This is a genomic window from Candidatus Hydrogenedentota bacterium (genome assembly GCA_013359265.1).
Taxonomy (GTDB): Bacteria; Hydrogenedentota; Hydrogenedentia; order Hydrogenedentales; family SLHB01; genus JABWCD01.
This window is the reverse complement of record JABWCD010000005.1, coordinates 87461-106683: the sequence shown is the minus strand read 5'-3', so window position 1 is coordinate 106683 and position 19223 is coordinate 87461. Positions and strand designations below refer to the sequence as shown.

The window sequence follows — 19223 nt, the reverse complement described above, 5'->3', positions numbered from 1 at the left end:
TGCCACGCGATTCTGCTCACATTCTCCGCTCCTCTGGCAACTTACGAGGTGGCGACGCCTATGCCGCGGCGTTCGGTCTGTTTGTGATCGCCGATGGTTCGTTCGGGCATAGGCGAGACGGCGCAATAGAAGTGGTAGAGCGTGCCGTCTTTGACAATGACGGACGGTTTGTGTGCGTATCGGGAGTCGACGGCGCCCGGCGGGCCGACATCGATCAAAATCTCGTTACTTTTGCGCCATGCGAAGAGGTCGCCGGAGAACGCTACGGAATCCCGCGCACGGCCGTCGCTGCCGAGGGTGTAGAAGAACATGGCCCACGTTTCGCCGACGCGAACCACGGCAGGGTCGCTGCAGAAAACATCGTCGAACGCGCCGCGGGGTCCGACGGGCAGGATCGGATTGCGCTCGAAACGCCGCCAGGTCTTGAGGTCCGCGGATATCGCCACACCGGTTTGCTCGATCCACGGCTCGGTTTTCGTTTTTGCGTTATAGAACATGTAGTACGTGCCACTCTCTTCTACGAGACACGACTTGTATAGACCGCCTTGTTCCCACGGACCCGCCGAAGTGTCCGATGCGCTGAGGCAGGGCGGCTCGATGGTCCATTCGCGCAAGTCGTCGCTCCAACACAGTCCGATCACCGCAGGTCCGGTTTCGTACCCCGGTTTGGGATAGGCGTGATAGGTGCCAAGGTAGCGGCCTTGAACACGTTTCAATGCGCCGGTACCGAACAAGTCGTTGTCGCGGACGATCCACGTCAACGCGATGTTGTATTCCGTGACCGACCCCGCTTCGCCACGATCGAGAATGAGGCCCTTTTTCTTCCAATGAATCAGGTCATTTGAATGGGCCAGTCCCGTCCGGTAGCCGATGCCATCGAAGCCGATGTGGACCATGTAGTACAGACCGTCCGCGGCGAAAACAAACGGACAATCGATTGCCAACGCGTCGTAGGAGCCGGCTTCGTAGGACGGTGCAAGCACAAGCTCCGGGTGCTTGTTTGGCGTGCAGAGTTTTGCGAGGAGATCGGCGTCGCCGCCGTGCCGCTCCGGTCCTGATGCGGCATATGCCAGGCCCGCCGTCAACGCGAGGCTACCTCCCGCAGCGAGAAACTCGCGGCGGGACATGTCCGATTCTGCTCGATTTGAGTGGATATTCACTTTTGCGATGGTACCCATGGCTCGGCGCGACAATATCCTGCCACAAACCTCCGAAGCGCAGTTTCTGCCCACGACCGCGTATCACGTGAAGTTGCGCCAGTGGTCTGCGTCATTTGAATTTGGCGGTTCCAGTCACGTGGAATTCCGCCCGGCACGGAGACCGGGCGCTACAAACATCAACAAAATCCATTGACGGGGACCATTAGTCTTAATCGCCACACACCTTTGTTTCAATTTCTCGAGCGGCAATTCCCGCTTCGCGGGTGCAATACATTCCCCTAAGAAGTGACACTCCTTTTCGGAGGGCGGATGCCTGGAGCCGCCGACTCCGGTCGTACCGGCTCAAATGCGTAGCGTTCGAAAAACTCTCTCTTCGAATGGCTACATGGCCGCCGTGGAGGTGTGTTGCAACGGAGTGGTGATCGGACTACGATTCCGCATGTCCCCAGTGCTCTTCAAGAAACTTCTGGCTCGTGCCATTTAATATACGGGGTGGCGCGGGGACAGTCACCCCTTTGGCGGGGTCTGCGCTATAGACCTGCCAAAAGTTTCAAGCGGCATGGACCAATACGGAGACTTGACATGAATCGACGCCAATTCATTTCGCTGTGCGGTGCGTTTGGGGTCGCTGCCGCGATAAACGGCGCGGGGTGCACGACCACCGCTACCGCGACCGCCGCGCGCAGAAAGCCGAACGTCGTGCTCATAGTCGCGGACGATCTCGGGTATGGCGAGTTGAGTGCGCAAGGCTCGAAAGACATCCTGACGCCGAATATCGATTCCATCGCCAAGAACGGCGTGCGATTCACGGACGGGTACGTGACGTGTCCGGTATGCAGTCCCACGCGCGCAGGCCTGATGACGGGTCGATACCAGCAGCGCTTTGGCCATGAGTTCAATCCCGGTCCAGCCGGCACGGAGGCGAAGAACGTCGGACTGCCCCTGTCGGAAACGACGTTCCCGCAGCGCATGAAACAGCTCGGGTACGCAACGGGAATGGTTGGTAAGTGGCACCTCGGCGGACAGGATGGGTTCCACCCGATGGACCGCGGGTTTGACGAATACTATGGGTTCCTCGGTGGCGCGCATTCGTATGTGAACGCCGGCGCGGATGCGAAAAACCCAATCCTGCGCGGGCGGGAGGCCGTGAAGGAGATCAGCTACACGACCGACGACTTCGCGCGTGAGGCGTGCGATTTCATCAATCGGCACAAGGACCATCCATTCTTTCTGTACATGCCGTTCAACGCGGTGCATGCCCCGATGGACGCGCTGGAAAACTATTTGGCGCCGTTCGCTTCGATTTCGGACGAAAAGCGCAGGAAGTTTGCGGCAATGTTGTCGGCACTCGATGCCGGCGTTGGCAGCATCCTCGGCGCGCTCAACGCGAACGGGCTGACCGGTGACACGCTCGTGATTTTCATCAGCGACAATGGCGGGCCGACGGCGCAAATCTCGTCGAAGAACGATCCGCTGCGCGGGTTCAAGGGACAGGTGCTCGAGGGCGGCATACGCGTGCCATACATGATGCAATGGCCGGGGCAAATTCCCGCGGGCGTCACTTATTCGCAGCCGGTCAATTCGCTCGACATTTTGCCGACGGCGATCGCGGCGGCGGGCGGGACACTCGACGCGTCGGCGAAATGCGAAGGCGTGAGTCTCCTCCCCTATCTCAACGGCAAAGCGTCCGGCGCGCCGCATGACGCCTTGTACTGGCGGCAAGGCGAAAACATGGCAATCCGCAAAGGCGACTTCAAGCTGGTGAAGCAGGCGGAAGAGCCGCTCGCGTTGTACAGCCTTACAAGAGACATTCACGAAGACAAGAACCTCGCGGCGGAAATGCCGGAAGTGGTGAAGGAACTGCAGGCAGATTGGGACGCGTGGAACGCGCGCAACGTCGCGCCGTTGTGGGATCGCACGCAGCGCCCGCGTCAGCGCCAGCGCGCCGTCACGGGCTAGAGCAATTTCAGTAACCAGGTAGCCGCATTTTCGTGCTCGTGCTCGTAATCGTGCTCGTAATCGTAATCGATAATCGGCATTCGTCCTTAGTGCCGTCCATCGTGTCTATCCCGTCCATCCATTCCATGAATCTGAATTCGTTTGGGTGGATCCATGCCCCATTGTGACTCGTAATCGTAATCGTCTTCGTAATCGTAATCGGGTGTTTGGCTTCATGACCGACCAATGCCCGCGCCCGCAGCTAAGAGAATTCTCGAATTGTGCTCGCGCGATTCAAGAAAGGTCGTAGCCGGTATGTCCCGTAGGTTTCGGTGCGGATCGAGTCTGCGATTACGATTACGAGCACGAAAACGAGCACGAAAACGAGAGCACAGCTACGCAACATTTTCAATTTGCTTTAGCGTACCTGACAACCCGCGACTCGCCCACCGGTGGTAACGGGAACAGTTGCAGCCGGTAATCGATCCATTGCAGAAACACGTACCGCGGACCATCGAGCGGCTGGTCGCACTCGACGCGAATCTTCCTCGGCCTTCCGTCGATAACATCGAGCACAATGATCCGCGCATCGCCGAGGCTGACCGTGTCGCCCTCCGCGAGCGGATGGTCAGGGCCCCGCAAGATGTCCGCGAATACGCCGTCCACGAGCGGTCCGCGCGCGGACTCGAACTCGAACGAGTTCGCCCCAGTGCGCGTAAACACATGGTCCGACATCGAGGCGGATAGCGCGTGCCATCCCTCCGGCAAAGGCTTGCCTTTCAGCCGACGAACGATGGGCGGATACATCAATGTGAACGGGTCCTGCGCGGCGAGCAGGAAAACCTTCTGCCTGGAAACGCGCGCGTCGTCGATCGGCGCCTCGAGAAAAACGCGATCGGCCCAATACCCGATAAACGTGATAATCGCGGACTGCGCGGGCCACGCAATGGTGGCGACTACGATGTGGACAAACGCAAGCGCCGCGCACGCGACACCTGCGAGTTGAATGCGCCGTTTCCGCCGGGTCATCCACCAGTGGCGCAGTAACACGGCGACGACTGCGCTGCCCGCAAGCGACGGCCCGAGCAGGAGACGGCCCATCGGAAATGCGGCAATCACCGGAAGGAGCGACAGGATTCCGCCGGGTATGAGCCAGCGCAGCGCAGCGCGGTCGCGCTCGTCCAGCCCGGGCCAGCACCGGTGCAACAAGCCGGAGAATAGGATGAGGGAGAATATTCCAATGGCGATGAGCGCCCAGCGCAGTTGCGGGAAAAATGCCCACGCATCGACCGGCGAGGAGAGGAGCAGACCGCCGATCAGCGCGAGTATGCGCCCCGGCGCTTCGGAGAAGTACAACGCACTGAGCGGTTGGGTATAGCTGCCCGAACCGTACGCGCCGTAGCCCGAGAGTTTGTACGCGACAGCGTACGCGATGGCACAGGTCGCCGCGGGAGCGAGGTGCAGGAACCGGCGCGCTATCGTTTCGCGCGTGTGAAACAGTTCATACGCCGCCACGTACGCCGCCATCCCGAGCCAGGCTTCGCCCCCGAACATGCCGAGAACGTATCCGGCGATGGAAAGTGGAAGGCCCGGCTTCCAACCGTTTTCCCGCCATCGCAGGTGCGCGTATAGACCGAACAACGCAGGCACACACGCAACAACCGCGTTACGGTTCGCGATCCAGACCGCGGGCATCCAATGGGATTCGTCGATCGCGAACAGGATCGCCGCGAGAAAGGCAATCGGCGCGGAGAGCGATCTGCGCGCGATCAGAATCCATGCATAGACCATCGCGAGATACCACGCGATCCCGTGGATATGCCAATACACGGCATGGTTTCCGAACACGGCAAAGTCCAGCCGTTGCAGCGCGACCGTCAGGGGGCGGTAAAAAACGGCCTTCGCTTCAGGCCATGTCCACCACGGATACGGTCCGGATTCGATGAACTGTTGCGTAACTTCGGGATCGCCGGACATGAACGAATAGAGATTGCCGTCAACCGATGGCGTGCGCTCGCCATGGAGAATCAGCAGGTGATACGCGTCGTCGCCGACAAAACCCGTGCCCAGGCCCGTCGCCGCCAATGCAGCGGCGATAGCCAGCGGGACCCATGCGCCGTACCGCGCAAACGCGCCGCGCGTGGTCACGCGTCAAACACGCACAGGGACGCGACGTGGTCTTTGCTGCCGTCGTTCGCCCACGGGTCAAGTTCGGCGGGGTCCTTGAGTTGTTGCCCGCGCAAACGCGGTACCGCGAGAAATCCGCAGCGGACATCCGGGAGTCCACTCATATCGCTCCACAACTTCTCAAACTGGGCCACGGGGTACACATCCTCTTGTCCGTGGCCCCAGCGCTTCTTCACGTCCTTGATGGTTACGTACGTGGGCAAACGCTGCGCCATTCTGCGCACGGCCTCGGCGATGAATTCCTCCGGCCCGTTTAAGTCGTCGCGCGTCAGGCCGAACACATTCAGGAGCGGATCGATTTGAATCCATGTTGTCATCGAATTGTAGTACCGGAGTTTGTACTCGTCTTCCTCGCGCGGTTGGGCGAGGCCTTCGAGCAGGCGCACGCGCCCACCCACCCGCGCAAGACCGCCGCCGCTGTCGCCGATGCGCCGCGGCACCACCTCGAACGTGAGGACGTTGCCGGATTCGAGGTGACAGCCAAGCGCAGCGGGGTCCAAATCGGCGCCAAGCGTATCGATGTTATGCAGCATGATGGTCTCGACGTTTGGACGCTCGCGCAGCAACCGCGCCAACGCGCCGTTTCGGAAAAGGTTTGGAACCTCGTACCAGTGGCCGGGCGGATTGAAGCGTTGGATGGGCACGTTGTCGGCGTAGTCGCTGCCTTCGCCTGCGTCGCGCGCCCACTGCGTCAGCGCTCCGTGCACGGCCTCGCGCACTTTTTGCTTCTGCTCGTCGAGCGTTTCCTGCGGCATCTCTTCCCAGAGGAAAACGAGGTCGCGCACCATCGGCACCAGCCGCTGGCTAATCGATCGGCCCGGCGATAAGTGCACTGGACCGCCGTATCCGAAGTGCTGCGACGCTGCAAGGTGGCGCTCGATGGGCGCGTGCGTGAGAAAACTGGTCGAAACGATGTGAGGCGGATGTGCCCCATATTTCTGCGCGGTTGCGCGTGACTTTGACAAATGAATTTCGAGAAAACTGCGATGTTTCCCGGCAATGCTGACGAACGGATTCAACGCCTTGATGACACCCGCCCCGGTGGTCCATCGGCTGCCCACGCCGCCCGCAAGGGACAGCACGGCGACGCGGCCTTCGCGCAGTGCGCGCTCGCCGCGTGAAGCGTGCTTTGTCTGGTCAGAGAGCTTGGCGACGTCTGCGTCAAGCACATCGTCAATGGCGGTCTCCACCGACATGCGATTATGCGCGAGCCCGATGCGGCCTGCCCTCAAGTCTGCGCGAATCTGCTCGTGCTGCACGACGTCGAAGCCGTTCTGCGCCTTGATCGCCTCGGATTCCCGGTCCCACTCGATACGCTCTGAACGAGATGCCGGGTTCGCGACGCGGAACAAATTGCTGACGATTGTACGCAGGAGGCCGAAGGTCTCGATCGGTTCCTTGCTGCTCGCGGTGAAGTGATCGAGTTCCGCCCGGCGCAAGTACGGCAACGCGTCGGCCGAATGGCGCACCAGTTCCGGTACCTGGAGCGCATAGTACCGCGACGGCATCATCGCATCTTCGCCGGCGTGCAGTGTCGCCCACGTACCCCGCTCGTTGATCCGGAAATCGTACACGACCGGCTCCATCGCGAAGGGAAGCGCGTCATCGACGCCAAGTTTCGCCGCGCGCATGATATCGAGAATTCGATCGCGCGATTCCGCGTGCGCCTCCGGTGCAACGTACATCGCCATGCCCCCGCCGGACATGCCGCCGAGCATCTGGAATCCCCAATAGTTCCGCCCAAGCGCGGCCCGCGCGTGCGAAATAATCGTTTCGGTAAAATAGTTCGTCACCCAGGGAATTATGGTCCTCAAAGGCCCGTCGAAGTTTTGTGTGGTGTGCGTCGCGAGCGATTTCACGTCGCCTTTCCGCAGCGCCGTAAGTATGCCGTCGAATATTGCGCGCATGTGTTGCCGGGCGCGCCATTCGTCCGCGGAACGCAGCAAATACTTCTCCGTGACCATTTCCAGGATCGGCCCAACGTCCTGCGCCATGCCGCCATGGAGCAACACCAGCGACTGCGCAAATCGCTCCGTGAATTCCGGATGGACTTCGTCTTTGCCCAGCACATGGTGCCGCGGCAAAAGACAGCCGCGGCTGATGCCGAATTCCGGTTCGCCTTCCTTCGCGGGCGCGCCCTCGATGACCTTGATACCCGGCCACACACCGCCGCTGTCTTGCCACCCGCCCCCGCTACCCCCAAGCCACTCGCCGAGAATCGCGCGCGAAGCCACCAGCCTCCGTTCGCTCTCGGTCAGCCCGCCCTCGAGCGACGCGGTCTGTCCCGTCGCGCGCATGAGCACGCTGACAATGCTCGCGAGGAGGTTTGTAGATACCGCGAGACGCGACCCTTTCGGAATGTCGTTTACTTTCGTGACTAGCTCAATCCCCATTCCCGGACCGACGACAGACGCAAGAACCGCGGCAACGGAATGGTGAGTGCCTTCGAAAGAAGCCGGCACCAGCCCGGACGCGATAACCCCGGCTTTCACGAGGCTGAGATAGTCATTCCCAAAGTTGAAGAGATCGACGAGGTCCACGATGTCCTTCGTCACACCGAGATCGATGCTCGAAATTCGCAGTACCGGTTCGGGTATCACACGTACATGCGCTTCGACCGGCGGGCGAACGTCCGTGTCGCGGCCGTATACCCCGAGGTCAACGCTAATGTTCACCACGCGCGCGCCTTCGGGATAATCCATGCCGAGAAAAAATATGTCGGACCAGCCGCTATGGCTGAGGTCCAGCCGTACCGGCGTTCGCTCGGTGAGCACGGGATACAAGATCGAGCCGTCGCTTCGGCGCAAGAGTTCGGGCCGAATTCGGACCGGATGGTTGTCGGCGTGTCCGACGCGAAACATCCATTGGTTGCCGCGGCTCCCGCGCACGCTGCGGCGCACCTGGTCCGCGAGCGTCTGGAACGCGAGATGGTGGTAACCTTCGGCCAAGGCGCTCATCAGCGCGCCGTTTGCGCCGCTAGCCTGCTGTGCCGCGCGGAACTGCGCAATCGCTTCCTCGAAGCGCCGCTCGTGCAGATCGCGCACCGCGGCAAACGGAACTGCGCCGGCCTCGGGTAACTCGCGCGCCTCGGACAGATAGAACCGGTGCGCCGCATACAGGAACAAGGTCGCGCGTACGCGCTCGTACAGGTTGTCGGACTTTCGGCGGAACGTTTCCAACTCGGCGCAGGACTGCAACAGTTCGGCCACGCTCTTGCCTTCGCACAGTTCGCGGAACGCGCGTTCGCGCACGACGGACTGGTCGCTGGTGATGGTCTCGATAAAAGGGTCCATGCTACGGCCTAGTGGCTCGTTCCATTCGGAATTGCGCGTGGCTGGCGTACAGCGGCGTCTCGAGGCGCGCCGCAGTTCTGCGCCCGTCGAAACGCGGCGGCACTTTTCCCCCGATCCATTTTGTCCGGATCGATTGGATCCCCGAATCGTGACGCATCACGCCTGACTCCCGGCTACTGACTTCCAACTCCTGACTCCCGATGTCCTCTCCCATTTGAGGTTTCAAATCTGAGATTTGAGATTCCTCTTCCCAAGGCGGCGTGGAATGCACTCGCTCGAACAAATAGTATGAACCACTAGTGCTTCGAGCGGCGCGCGGATTCCGCGAGCAGTTCAAGGACAACCGTCATCATCTCCTCGCGGTCCGCGCCCGCGAGCGCGAGCGCGAGTTGCGTTTGCAGCAGGCCAAACTTTGCGCCGATATCGTAGCGCGTGCCCTTTAGTTCCAGCGCAAGGAACCGTTCTCGGCGCGCCAATTCCTGCAAGGCGGGCGTCAACGCAACGTCGTGCTTTTCGCTGCTCGAATGCAGCGCCTCGTCGAGAATGGCGAACAGGGACGGCGTGAGCACGTACATGCCGAAGAAGCACAGATAGTGCCCGACGCGCAGGCCCGGTGTGTGCAGTTCCAACTCGGCCTGACTCAACGACGGCTTCTCGATAATGCGATCGATTTGGTAGATGCCGGGCGCGCCCTGCTGGCGCTTACCCGTCAACGTGCCGTAGCGGCCAACAAGATGTTCGCGCGTCGCCTGAACTGCGGCGACGGCGCAGTCCTCGCGCTGCGCCAACTCGACCAGTTGCTCGACGCAGCGCTTGCCCTCGATTTGCGATACGTACAAGTGATCGCCGAGCAGCAGGAGAAACGGCTCGTCGCCCACGATAGGCCGCGCGCAACTGACGGCGTGGCCGTATCCCAACGGTTCATCCTGAACGGCAAACCGCAGGCGGCCTTCGAGGCTGGCGATCTTTTCGGATTGCAGACGCGCCCACTCCGCGCCCCGGTACGCTTCGAGCAGATTCTCGCGCAACGACTGAAACTGCCGCCGGTAGTTCGCCTCGTCGCCCGGCGCGCAAATGACTACAATCTCCTCGATACCGCTTTCAATCGCCTCTTCCGCGATGATCTGAATCACCGGCTTGGTGAGACCATCGCGGTCCACCAGCGGCAACATCGCTTTCTGCACCGTATCCGCGGCGGGATACAACCGGGACCCGCGCGCCGCCGCGGTAATAACGGCTTTCCGAATCTGCACCTGCGCCTCTCCAATTTTCCCACGTGCACTGCGAGCGCAATCCTACTTGGGGCGCGTTCGCGGTACAAACCACAGGCGGGTATTCATGGGAGCCAGCGTGCGTCGAAACGCCAGAGGCCGGCATCCCGCGCAGCGGCGAAAGCATCGCGCATTTCCGCGTCGGTGGCGCGACGTTCGATGTCGGTGTACTTGGCCGTGCCATTGCTGGCGATGGAGCCGACCTGGTAGTCAACGTGATACTGTCCCATGATGTTGACGTAGGTATCCGGCGAGAGTTCATTGGCGAGCCATCGAAAAATGGCCGCGGCTTCCGCCGTTTGTCCGGGCATGACGAGATGACGCACAAGCACGCCGCGCCGCGCCATGCCATCAGGGCCAAACTTGAGCACCCCGACTTGCCGGTGCATTTCCGCGATGGCTTCGCGCGCGCGATCAGGGTAGTCCTTCGCCTTGCACAGCCGCTTCGCGGTTTCGCGCTCCCAGAATTTGAAGTCCGGCATGTAGATATCGATGAGGCCGTCGAGCAACCGCAGCGACGATACCGAGTCGTACGCGCTCGTGTTGTACACAATCGGCAGGCGAAGGCCTCGCGGCACGGCCGCCGCAACGGCCTCAATGACCTGCGGCGCGACGTGCTCCGGCGTGACGAAGTTGATGTTGTGACAACCGTAGCCCTGCAATTCGATCATCACGTCCGCGATTTGGTCCGCGGTCATCTCCGCGCCCGACACCTTCTGGCTGATGTCCCAGTTTTGGCAAAACACGCAGCGCAGGTTGCACAAACCAAAGAAGATGGTCCCCGATCCCTTGCGTCCGCGAAGGCAATCCTCTTCCCCAAAATGCGGAAATGCGCTGGCGACGCGCGCGTAGCGCCCGGTGTTGCACACTTTCGTTTCGTTCGCCATGCGGTTGACATGACAATTCCGCGGACACGCGCAGCAATCGCGCAACTCGGCAAGCGCCCGCTCGACCCGCGCCGAAAGTGCGCCAGATTCGTGTAAGGCGAGATATGCCGGGGCAAAGGGATCAATAGTAAGATGCCCGCTGATTTTCGGGCCGCCTCCTGCCACGACTTTCATGCCGCCAGCGTAGCGCTGTGTTCTCCGGATCGTCAAACGCACTCGACAGGTGCATCCCCCGCATACCCGCCCTTGATATCAATACAAATTGTATCTACACTATAGGAAATCGTTTACGAATGGGACGAAGCAAAAAATCGAATGAACATTCGCAAACACGGAATTGATTTTGTTGATGTACCGACCATGTTTCAACACCCAATGGTGCTGTTCTTGGATGATCGCAAGGACTACGGGGAAGATAGATGGTTTGGGATTCGGAATACTCAAGTCAATCGTCGCCGTAGTCGTGTTTGTAGAGCGGGACACGGACTCGATCCGCATCGTATCCGCGCGAAAGGCGACAAAACGTGAAGAAAAAATCTACCACGAAAAAGTCTAGGACAAAATGGAGAAAGCTCGCCTCCATGCCCGATAATGAGATCGATCTGGGCGAGGCGCCGGAGATCGATCCGAGGGTGTTCAAGCGGATGGAAGTGCGCTTACCCAAACCCAAGGAACTAGTCTCGATACGCATCGACCCGGATGTACTGGGATGGTTCCGCAAACAAGGGCGGGGATATCAGACACGAATCAATGCCGTGCTGCGCTCTTATATCGAGGCACAATCTCGTTAGCGGAGCGACGATTCAGCCATTGGCCGGTGGCTCAATCGTGTAGGACTTTGCAGCGAAGTCAATCGTGACTGTCGTGCCGTCGCTGTAGGTCGTGCGCTGTTGACGGTACGCATCGTCCAGAAACTCGTGCGACACCATATCGCTCGTGGCGCAGCGTTGATTAAGTGCGCACGCCTCTTTCATGCGCGCAATCTGGTCCGGGCCCGCCCCAAGTCCCAGATACGGCAGGCCCGCGTTCAGGAAGCAGTGCAGGTATCCCGCGTCGCCGGCCGGCGTGCCCCAACCGCCGTTCTCGCCCATGTCCCACGGCAGCAGTAGCGCGTCATGATAGACGAGGTTCCATAGCGGGACGGGGATGCCGCGCGCATCGCCACCGCCAATGTTCGGGTACGTCGCGTACGGGCCGTGATGGACCAGATCGATGTGCGGCGCCAGGTAGTCCGTTGGTTCTTCTGAACTCACCACGTAACCGCGCGCACGGAGCAGATCGAAACAGTCCGCGCGATAGCGCGCGCATTCGCTGCGCGAGACGGGGTGCGATTTCTCGCTGCTTTCCTCGATCGGCACGATCGAGAACACGTCGAGATAGGCGCCCTTCACCTGCACGCCGTTCGCGGCGAACAGGTCATGGTTGCGGCGCACATAGTCCGGAGCGAAACGCGGGTTGAGAATCGTCTGCGGACCGCCGCACCACGTCGAATGCTGTTCGCAGGTGCCATCGAATCGGTACGCCACGAGGCGATCGTCGAACGACACGGCGTTGAGGTAAAAATCGCGGTACTGATCGTGCACGGCAAAAAGGTAGCCGAGCCGATCGCACGTGTCCGCGAACGCGCGCAGGCCGTCCCATCCCCCCTGCTCCTCGCCGGGCGGCAACACGTCGGGGTGTCCATTGTCATAGCCGTAGAAGCCCCAACCGTCGAGGTGGATGTACGCGTCCTCCACACCGCGCACTTTCAATTCGTTCAAGCCGTTCGCCAGTTCCTCGAACGTCGTAAGGCCGTGGTTGTTCTCAATGCGTTCCTTATTGAATAGCGACGCTTCGCGCACGAAGTGATAGAGGGCCCCGATGTGAATCACGGGACGTCCGATCACTTCGTTCACATTGGGCGTACGCAGCGCCTTTTCCGACAGGGATACGAAACGCCCTGTTTCCTGCACGTGTTGTCGATAGCGCTTCGCAAGCGTGACGTAGGTCGCGTCGTCGTCAAAGATATAGCGGATGACGCGCTGGTACCGCATTTTGCCGAGGCTCGGCGCCCAATACGGCGCAACCACCGTAGGCCCTCCCGGTGCGTGTCTGTAATCGGCGCCCGCGTCGTCGGGCGTCTCGATAATCGCGACGACACCGGGCCCCGCGCCGCGCACGCCGTTCGCAAGATGTCCCCACCACGGCATGTAAAGCGTGCGTGAATTGACGAGACTATGTTGTTTGATCTCCTGGTGCCAGTCGCCGGGCAACAGCATGCCCTGCATGTGCGGAATCACGGCAACATCGTTGGCGGTGATTCCGGTGACGATCGCCTTCGGCCAGTACACGTCCGTAAAGGTCTGCCCGTCGTCGGTCGCGATGAACTCGCACACCAATGCGTTGCCAATTACGTTTAGACAAAGCCGAACTTCCAATCCGGGCGCTTCCGCAAATTCCGAGAAAACTGCGATAAGCCCCACGCTGTACCCCGTGCGGAATTCCTCGACATTGCGCGCGCCCGCCTTGAGCAGCCCAATCGCCTTTCCCGGCATGACGATGTCGCGGTCCTCACACGGCGCGAACTGCCATGCGGCCTCCGGCGTCTTCACCGTTATTCCAAGGTCGGATTTCGCCAGCGTCACCGTGAGGGAAGGCGCGGATATCGTCCAGGCGCCGTCCGATTCCGCAAAGCTCCCCGCGGCGATACGTGGTTGGTCCGTCGCGTGGGACCAGAGCCACATTCGGACGTCGTCAATCTGATTGTACAGCGCGATAAACTCTTCGGAATTTGCCGCCCCCTTCGCCACGGCGTCTTCGAGTTGCTTCAGTTTTTCCGCCTTAGTTGGCGCATCCGCATCGGGCACGGTGATGGCGTGCAGGCGCTGAACGTGGCGCGTGAGTATTTCAACGCGCGGGGCGAAGTCGTCTGCCGCGGCAAGCAAGGAAAGCGCAGAAAAGGAAAGGACCAAAAGGACACGTGACGCAGTGGCGCCACCCAACGCAGAATGATTCCCTGTACTCATGAATCCCCCAGACTGGTCGACGCGGCCCTTAGTCAGTCGCTGGCGCGGCGGGTAAGAATCGCGGTGATCGCACCGATTACCATCACGCCCACCCAGAGGCGGTTGTCCCCCATGACGCCGCTCATCGGATAAAAGCCCATATAGTTGGCGAGGAACCCCGCGATGCCAATTACGCAGACAATCAACCCGGCCATTGTCATTGCAGTGCCCTCCCGCTGTTCGAGATAAGTTCCCCGCAAGGGAGTATATTGCGCAAGGGCCTACCCTGCAACGTATGGAAACTGAACGCCTGCCGCGGGTAGCATGCTGCGTTTCGCCACGCAGCGGAGCCGGTTGGAAGATGAAACGAATCGTGTTGACATGTTGGTGTGTTTTCGCGGCCCACGTCGCGGGGGCGGCGGCAGCCGAAGAACCGGGCACCGTACAAGTCCGCGACGACGGCGGTACGCCACACAAGTTACTCGTGACCGGCGAGACGTATTCGATGCTGGTCAACTGCACGGACGCCCTAATCGAAAAGTTTACGTCCGGCGATCAGGAATTGATTGGAGACGTGCCGCTGTGCCCCACGCTTAACACGGGTAAGGTAAATGGGCCGGGGTCGGTACAGATCGAGACCGGGCCTGTCCTGGCCAGAATCGGCCTCTCCAATCTGTGGTGGACTGATCTCGAAGCGGACATCGGAATTGACCTTTACTGTTATCCAACGCACATATTTGCCGTGGCCGACGTTAAACCGCACGGAACACCGCCGGATTTGTTGCTCGGATGGTACGGCGGCGCGAAGTTCTCGATGCCGCTGGTAATGAGTTCCGAAGAAGAGTTGAATAAGCAGACTTCCTTCAACGGTAAGAACCCGAATTCCGCCGCTGTTGTCGCCGAACCATGGATTCAATTCGGACATCTCGATGAAAAAGTTGCTTCGATGATCAACTTTCGCAACAGCATTGGACGCATCTCGGGCGGCTATGGCTATCGCAGCACCTACAGCGGACCGCGGCGCGCGTCGATCATGCTGTTGGCGTGCCAATCGAACGACGAACTGAAGGAAGCAATCCGCGGGCTAGGGGCGATGCCGTTCGCGCGAGTTTCCGTTGCCGGCGCTAAATTCGTTCGATTCGACGGATCGACGGGCTATTTCACGATCGATCAGGAAGTCGGAAGCGAGCCCGTGAACATCGAAGCCGCATTTGAACAACCGGCCCCGCCTCCACCCTCTGCGCCACCTGCAATCATGCAGCGCGTCGCTATGGCCTTGGCGAAGATATCATGGCCGGTTGGCAGCGTGATGTTCGCGTTGCTCGCAGTCGTCGTCTTCGGTTACGGTGCGCGCCCGGTTCCCGGCACGATCTACGCGCGCATTCGCCCAAAGTGGCTCGCGTCCGCGGCGGCCGTCGTACTTGTCGCGACGACCGCCTGGCTCTTCAAATTGCCCCCGCCCCCAAAACCCGGCGTGTTGCCGATGCCCTCGAGTCCAGTCATGGCCTACTTCAAAGTCTCGAACGCATCGCCGGACAACGTCCTCACCGCCGGCGACGGGACCAGCTTGCCCCATCAGACACAGGTGCGCGCGCTTCCCGACGGCAAGACGGAAACGCTACTCGCAATCGAACTGGCGCCAACGGGAACGACGCGGTTCGCCCTGCGACCAGCGGACCAGCGTTAGCGTTGCGAATCGCGCACGAGTAAACTGATTGCATGACCCCGGACGTGCAACAGGACCCGAATCATCGCGTTCGCGAACTCGAAGGACGCGTCGCAGAGTTAACGCGCGAGTTGGAATTGCTGCGCGCGGATCGGCGATCGTCCGCGCGCGGGCGCCGCATCGGCGATCCGTTGCCGAAGCCGCCGCCACCCACGGGCCGCGCATGGACCATTCGCGCGATCATGGTCTTGATGGCGCTGGCGACCGGCGCGGCCGTCGCGGTCAACTACTCCGTCCGCGACATCGATTTCAGCGATTGGTCGACCGCGACCCAACGCTTGGCGAGCGTTCGCGTCAGCCCCGCGCTCATGGCCTGCGGCGCCTGCGCGCTGATCGCACTGTTTCTGTATAGGCGGCTCACGCTGGGTTTCCTATTCTTCGCCGTGTGCGCGGTGTACCCCGCGTTCGCGCTCTATCTGATGCGTCCGGCGCTGACATTGCCGATATCCGAACGCGCGTACGCCTGGACCGCGTTTGGCGCACTGACCGCGTGGCACACGCTCGTGTCGATGCTGTGCGTGATGGAATCGCGCAGAATCGGCCGTGGCCGTGGCCGATCCGCGCTGATTGGCACGATCAATTGCCTCGCCTTTTACCCATTGGTCTGGCACGGACTGAACCTGTACGGCGCGACGAACGCGGGCCCCATCTACGCGTGCCTCGGCGGAATCGCGGTTTTGCTCGCCGTGTACGCCGAAAGCAGCGGCACCCACCGCAACTACCTGTTTCAGATATTCGTCGCCGCCGCGCTGGTGCTTTTCAATTTCGCGATGAACACCATCCTCGACGGCGCGTGGTTTCTCGCGGCCTTGGCCGTCGAATGCCTCCTGCTCGCCGCGCTCCACCACTGGACGGGGATTGTCGTCTTGAAATCGGCAAATGTCGCGGTTCTGATCGTCACCTTCGTGTTGACGATGCAGGCCATGAAGTTTACGGGACCACTCTACGTCGGCGAGCGCGCCCTGTACTCGAACTGGCTGCAGGGACTGTTCGCGGTCGGCGTGTTCCTCCTTACGGCGTGGTATTACGCCACGCACATTCGCAGCGTGAAACCGCAACACCGCCGATTGAGCGGCCACTGGTTTCTCGCGGACACGATGTTCGACGTGCCGTCCTCGACCGTGTCGCTGTTGCACGCGGCCGGCGCGGCGCTGCTACTGACTCTGCTGATGATCTCCGATCTCGGCAACCTTCCGTCCCTGCCGTTCATGCTGGCGCTGTCAAGCTTCGCGCTCGCGGTAATTGGCGTCGCGCTTCGCACGCCGCAGATCGAAGTGGGCGCGGTGATGCTGATCGTTGCGTCGCACGTCAGCTTTTATTTCTTCCTGTACGTCGGGAAAGAAGGGTTCCACGAGCAGCCGATGTTCACGCTGTACACCGCGCTCCTCGCAGCCTACACCTTTGTCGGCGGCTACCGATCGGAACGATTCCTCGCCCGCATTAGCGGCGGGCGCAGCTCCGACCACCACGCAAGCGCGTCGATCCCGTACGTAGTCGCGATCGGGTCCACCGCGGTCCTCGTTCACCGATTCGCCGGCGCTGCATACACGCCGCTAGTTCTCGCGGGCAGCGCATTGTGCCTCGCGTTTTCGGGCGTCGCGCTGCGGGCCGCGGGCCTCAAGCTGAGCGCGGTCGCGGCTCTTGCCGTTTCGGCGGGACTGTGGTTCTACGCGTTGGTCCATCCGGGCGCTGCGATTTCCGGCGCACAAGTCTGGCTCATGGCCGCGGCGCTAATCGTGACGTGCGTCGCCGTCGAACGGTGCTTCCCGTGGCGCGTGCAGAGCGAATTGATGCGCGGCACAATCGACCACCTCGCACAAGTAGTCGCACTCCTGCTCGCCGGCGCTATCGGCGCGGGCACGCTGGCGATCGCGTCCGACGGCGAGTGGCGCGCCGTCCTCCTCTTCGCGCACGCGTTTTTGTGGATCGTCCTGTGCATCATGGTGCCCGAACCCGAATTTCGCTGGACCACGCTGCTCCTGGTCATCGGCTCCGCCGCATGGCTCGCCATCGCGCAACGCGCGGCGAATCCCGGCGCGAGTGTCACCGTGCTCGTGGCGTGCGGCGGCGTGTTCGTGGCAATTCTCTGCGCCGTATGGTTCCTGTTCCCGCGGCGGCACGTGCACGACGGCGCCCGCCTCGCCGCCGGGAAGTAACGTGCTCGCAAGTCCGAACCGAGCCGCGGCCGAACGCATCTGCGAAACGCTGCGCCGCGCCGGGCACCGCGCCCTGTTCGCGGGCGGATGCGTGCGCGACATGCTGCTTGGCACACCGCCGAAGGATTACGACGTCGCCACGAGCGCTACGCCCGGCGAAGTCGCAGCGCTGTTCGACAAAACGATTCATGTCGGCGCGTCTTTTGGTGTGACGGTCGTCGTTTTGCCCGAAGCGCAGTTTGAAGTCACGACCTTTCGCACGGACGGCCCGTACACCGACGGACGCCACCCCGCGTTTGTTCAGTTTCGCGGCGAAGTCGAAGACGCGCAACGCCGCGATTTCACGATCAACGCCATGTTCTTCGACCCGGAATCGGAACAGATCGTCGACTACGTGCGCGGCCAGGACGACCTCGACTCCCGGCTGATACGCACCGTCGGCGAACCGCGCCAGCGCTTCGCCGAAGATCACCTGCGGCTCCTGCGCGCCGTGCGCTTCGCGGGACGTCTCCGGTTCGCCATCGAGCCGGCCACGTTCGACGCGATCCGCGAGATGGCGCATCTGGTGACGACAACCAGCGCGGAACGAATTCGCGACGAACTCACCAAAATCCTCACCGAAGGCGGCGCCCGCAGCGCCCTCGAACTCATGGACGAGACGGGCCTGCTCGAACACGTGTTGCCCGAAATCGCGCAAATGAAAGGCGTCGAGCAGCCGCCGGAGTTCCATCCCGAAGGCGACGTGTTCACCCACACCCTCATTCTCGCGGACATGCTCAAGGGCGCGCCGCCCACGCTCGCCTTCGGCGCACTGCTGCACGATGTCGGCAAGCCGGCAACGATGACGGTCGAAGACCGCATCCGCTTCAACAACCACGACAAGATAGGCGCGGAAATGGCCGAGGCGATCTGCAAACGACTACGCATGTCGAACCACGACACCGAGCGAATCGTCTGGCTTGTCGACCAACACATGCGCCTCGCCCACGCCCCGCAGATGCGCGTGAGCAAACTCAAGCGCTTCGTGCGCGAACCCGGCTTCCCGGAACTCCTGCAGCTCGGCCGCCTCGACTGCCTCGCCAGCCACGGCGACACCAAAACCATCGACTGGATTGAACACTACGTCGACAAGATCCCGCCCGACGCCATCCGCCCCACCCCCCTCCTCACCGGCGACGACCTCATCGCCCTGGGCTACACCCCCAGCCCCCTCTTCGGCGAAATCCTCCGCACCATCGAAGACGCCCAACTCGAAGGCAGCATCCCCACAAAAAAAGCCGCCCTCGAGTACGTCCGCTCCCATTGGCCGTTGCCGCATTAGCAATTTGCGGCAGACGCGATTATGCCGCAGGTCCGACCTCTGTCGTCCCACTTGGTGCACCGGTGCTCCGCCGGCTTGTCATGCTGCTTCCACGAACATTAAAGACGTCGTCGCTACGATACAGCGAGATGGAAACCGACGGCGCGACTCTTGCAGTTCGTCGAGTCGCGGGCGCTCGACACCCGGTAGACACACGCTCTGTGAGCGGCCGGCAACGCGCAATTCGCTCGCGATTGGACTGGGCGCCCCCCTTGCCACAGATCGTACCCTCTGCTATAGTGAATTCACGGTTTTGGAGTC

General features: G+C 61.4%; 12 protein-coding genes and 1 pseudogene. 6 read left to right on the top strand and 7 right to left on the bottom strand.

What is annotated here, in order from left to right; genetic code table 11:
* Positions 1 to 41 precede the first annotated feature (41 nt).
* Positions 42 to 1127 carry a hypothetical protein gene (locus HUU46_05770; protein ID NUM53133.1) on the bottom strand — a complete coding sequence of 362 codons (1086 nt, stop codon included), beginning with the start codon at positions 1125 to 1127 and terminating at the stop codon, positions 42 to 44.
* 615 nt (positions 1128 to 1742) lie between these two features.
* On the opposite strand from HUU46_05770, the gene HUU46_05765 reads away from it, so the two are divergent.
* Positions 1743 to 3119: a sulfatase-like hydrolase/transferase gene (locus tag HUU46_05765; protein ID NUM53132.1), complete on the top strand. Its 1377-nt coding sequence runs from the start codon at positions 1743 to 1745 to the stop codon at positions 3117 to 3119.
* 387 nt (positions 3120 to 3506) lie between these two features.
* Here HUU46_05765 and HUU46_05760 read toward each other — a convergent pair whose 3' ends face one another.
* From HUU46_05760 to HUU46_05745, 4 genes are all read right to left on the bottom strand, one after another.
* Positions 3507 to 5246 (bottom strand): hypothetical protein, encoded by a 1740-nt coding sequence (locus tag HUU46_05760; GenBank protein ID NUM53131.1) that lies wholly within the window; start codon positions 5244 to 5246, stop codon positions 3507 to 3509.
* Positions 5243 to 8578: a UTP--glucose-1-phosphate uridylyltransferase gene (locus tag HUU46_05755; protein ID NUM53130.1), complete on the bottom strand. Its 3336-nt coding sequence runs from the start codon at positions 8576 to 8578 to the stop codon at positions 5243 to 5245. The genes HUU46_05760 and HUU46_05755 overlap by 4 nt, the downstream gene beginning before the upstream one ends.
* A 296-nt stretch (positions 8579 to 8874) precedes the next feature.
* Complete coding sequence (locus HUU46_05750; GenBank protein NUM53129.1) at positions 8875 to 9831, bottom strand: NTP transferase domain-containing protein; 957 nt, start codon at positions 9829 to 9831, stop codon at positions 8875 to 8877.
* Between the two features lie 83 nt (positions 9832 to 9914).
* Entirely contained in the window at positions 9915 to 10910 is a 996-nt protein-coding gene (locus tag HUU46_05745) for a radical SAM protein (GenBank protein NUM53128.1), read from the bottom strand.
* A gap of 108 nt (positions 10911 to 11018) precedes the next feature.
* Here HUU46_05745 and HUU46_05740 point away from each other — a divergent pair.
* Positions 11019 to 11292 (top strand): annotated as a pseudogene (locus HUU46_05740) (BrnT family toxin).
* Positions 11293 to 11317: 25 nt separating this feature from the next.
* Positions 11318 to 11527, top strand: coding sequence for a BrnA antitoxin family protein (locus HUU46_05735; protein NUM53127.1), 210 nt, complete (start codon positions 11318 to 11320; stop codon positions 11525 to 11527).
* Positions 11528 to 11539: 12 nt separating this feature from the next.
* Here the strand turns inward: HUU46_05735 and HUU46_05730 are convergent, their stop codons facing one another.
* Together HUU46_05730 and HUU46_05725 are read right to left on the bottom strand one after the other, a co-directional pair.
* On the bottom strand, positions 11540 to 13741 hold the full coding sequence (locus tag HUU46_05730) for a hypothetical protein (protein ID NUM53126.1): 2202 nt from the start codon (positions 13739 to 13741) through the stop codon (positions 11540 to 11542).
* A gap of 32 nt (positions 13742 to 13773) precedes the next feature.
* Positions 13774 to 13941, bottom strand: coding sequence for a hypothetical protein (locus HUU46_05725; GenBank protein ID NUM53125.1), 168 nt, complete (start codon positions 13939 to 13941; stop codon positions 13774 to 13776).
* A 140-nt stretch (positions 13942 to 14081) separates the two neighbouring features.
* Between HUU46_05725 and HUU46_05720 the strand changes: the two genes are divergently transcribed.
* Genes HUU46_05720 through HUU46_05710 form a run of 3 tightly spaced genes read left to right on the top strand, consistent with a single transcriptional unit; the run spans position 14082 to position 18923 of the window.
* Positions 14082 to 15407: a hypothetical protein gene (locus HUU46_05720; protein ID NUM53124.1), complete on the top strand. Its 1326-nt coding sequence runs from the start codon at positions 14082 to 14084 to the stop codon at positions 15405 to 15407.
* A 32-nt stretch (positions 15408 to 15439) separates the two neighbouring features.
* A complete protein-coding gene (locus tag HUU46_05715; protein NUM53123.1) occupies positions 15440 to 17602 on the top strand; it encodes a hypothetical protein in 2163 nt (720 codons plus the stop codon).
* 49 nt (positions 17603 to 17651) lie between these two features.
* Complete coding sequence (locus tag HUU46_05710) at positions 17652 to 18923, top strand: CCA tRNA nucleotidyltransferase (protein NUM53122.1); 1272 nt, start codon at positions 17652 to 17654, stop codon at positions 18921 to 18923.
* Positions 18924 to 19223: the final 300 nt, after the last annotated feature.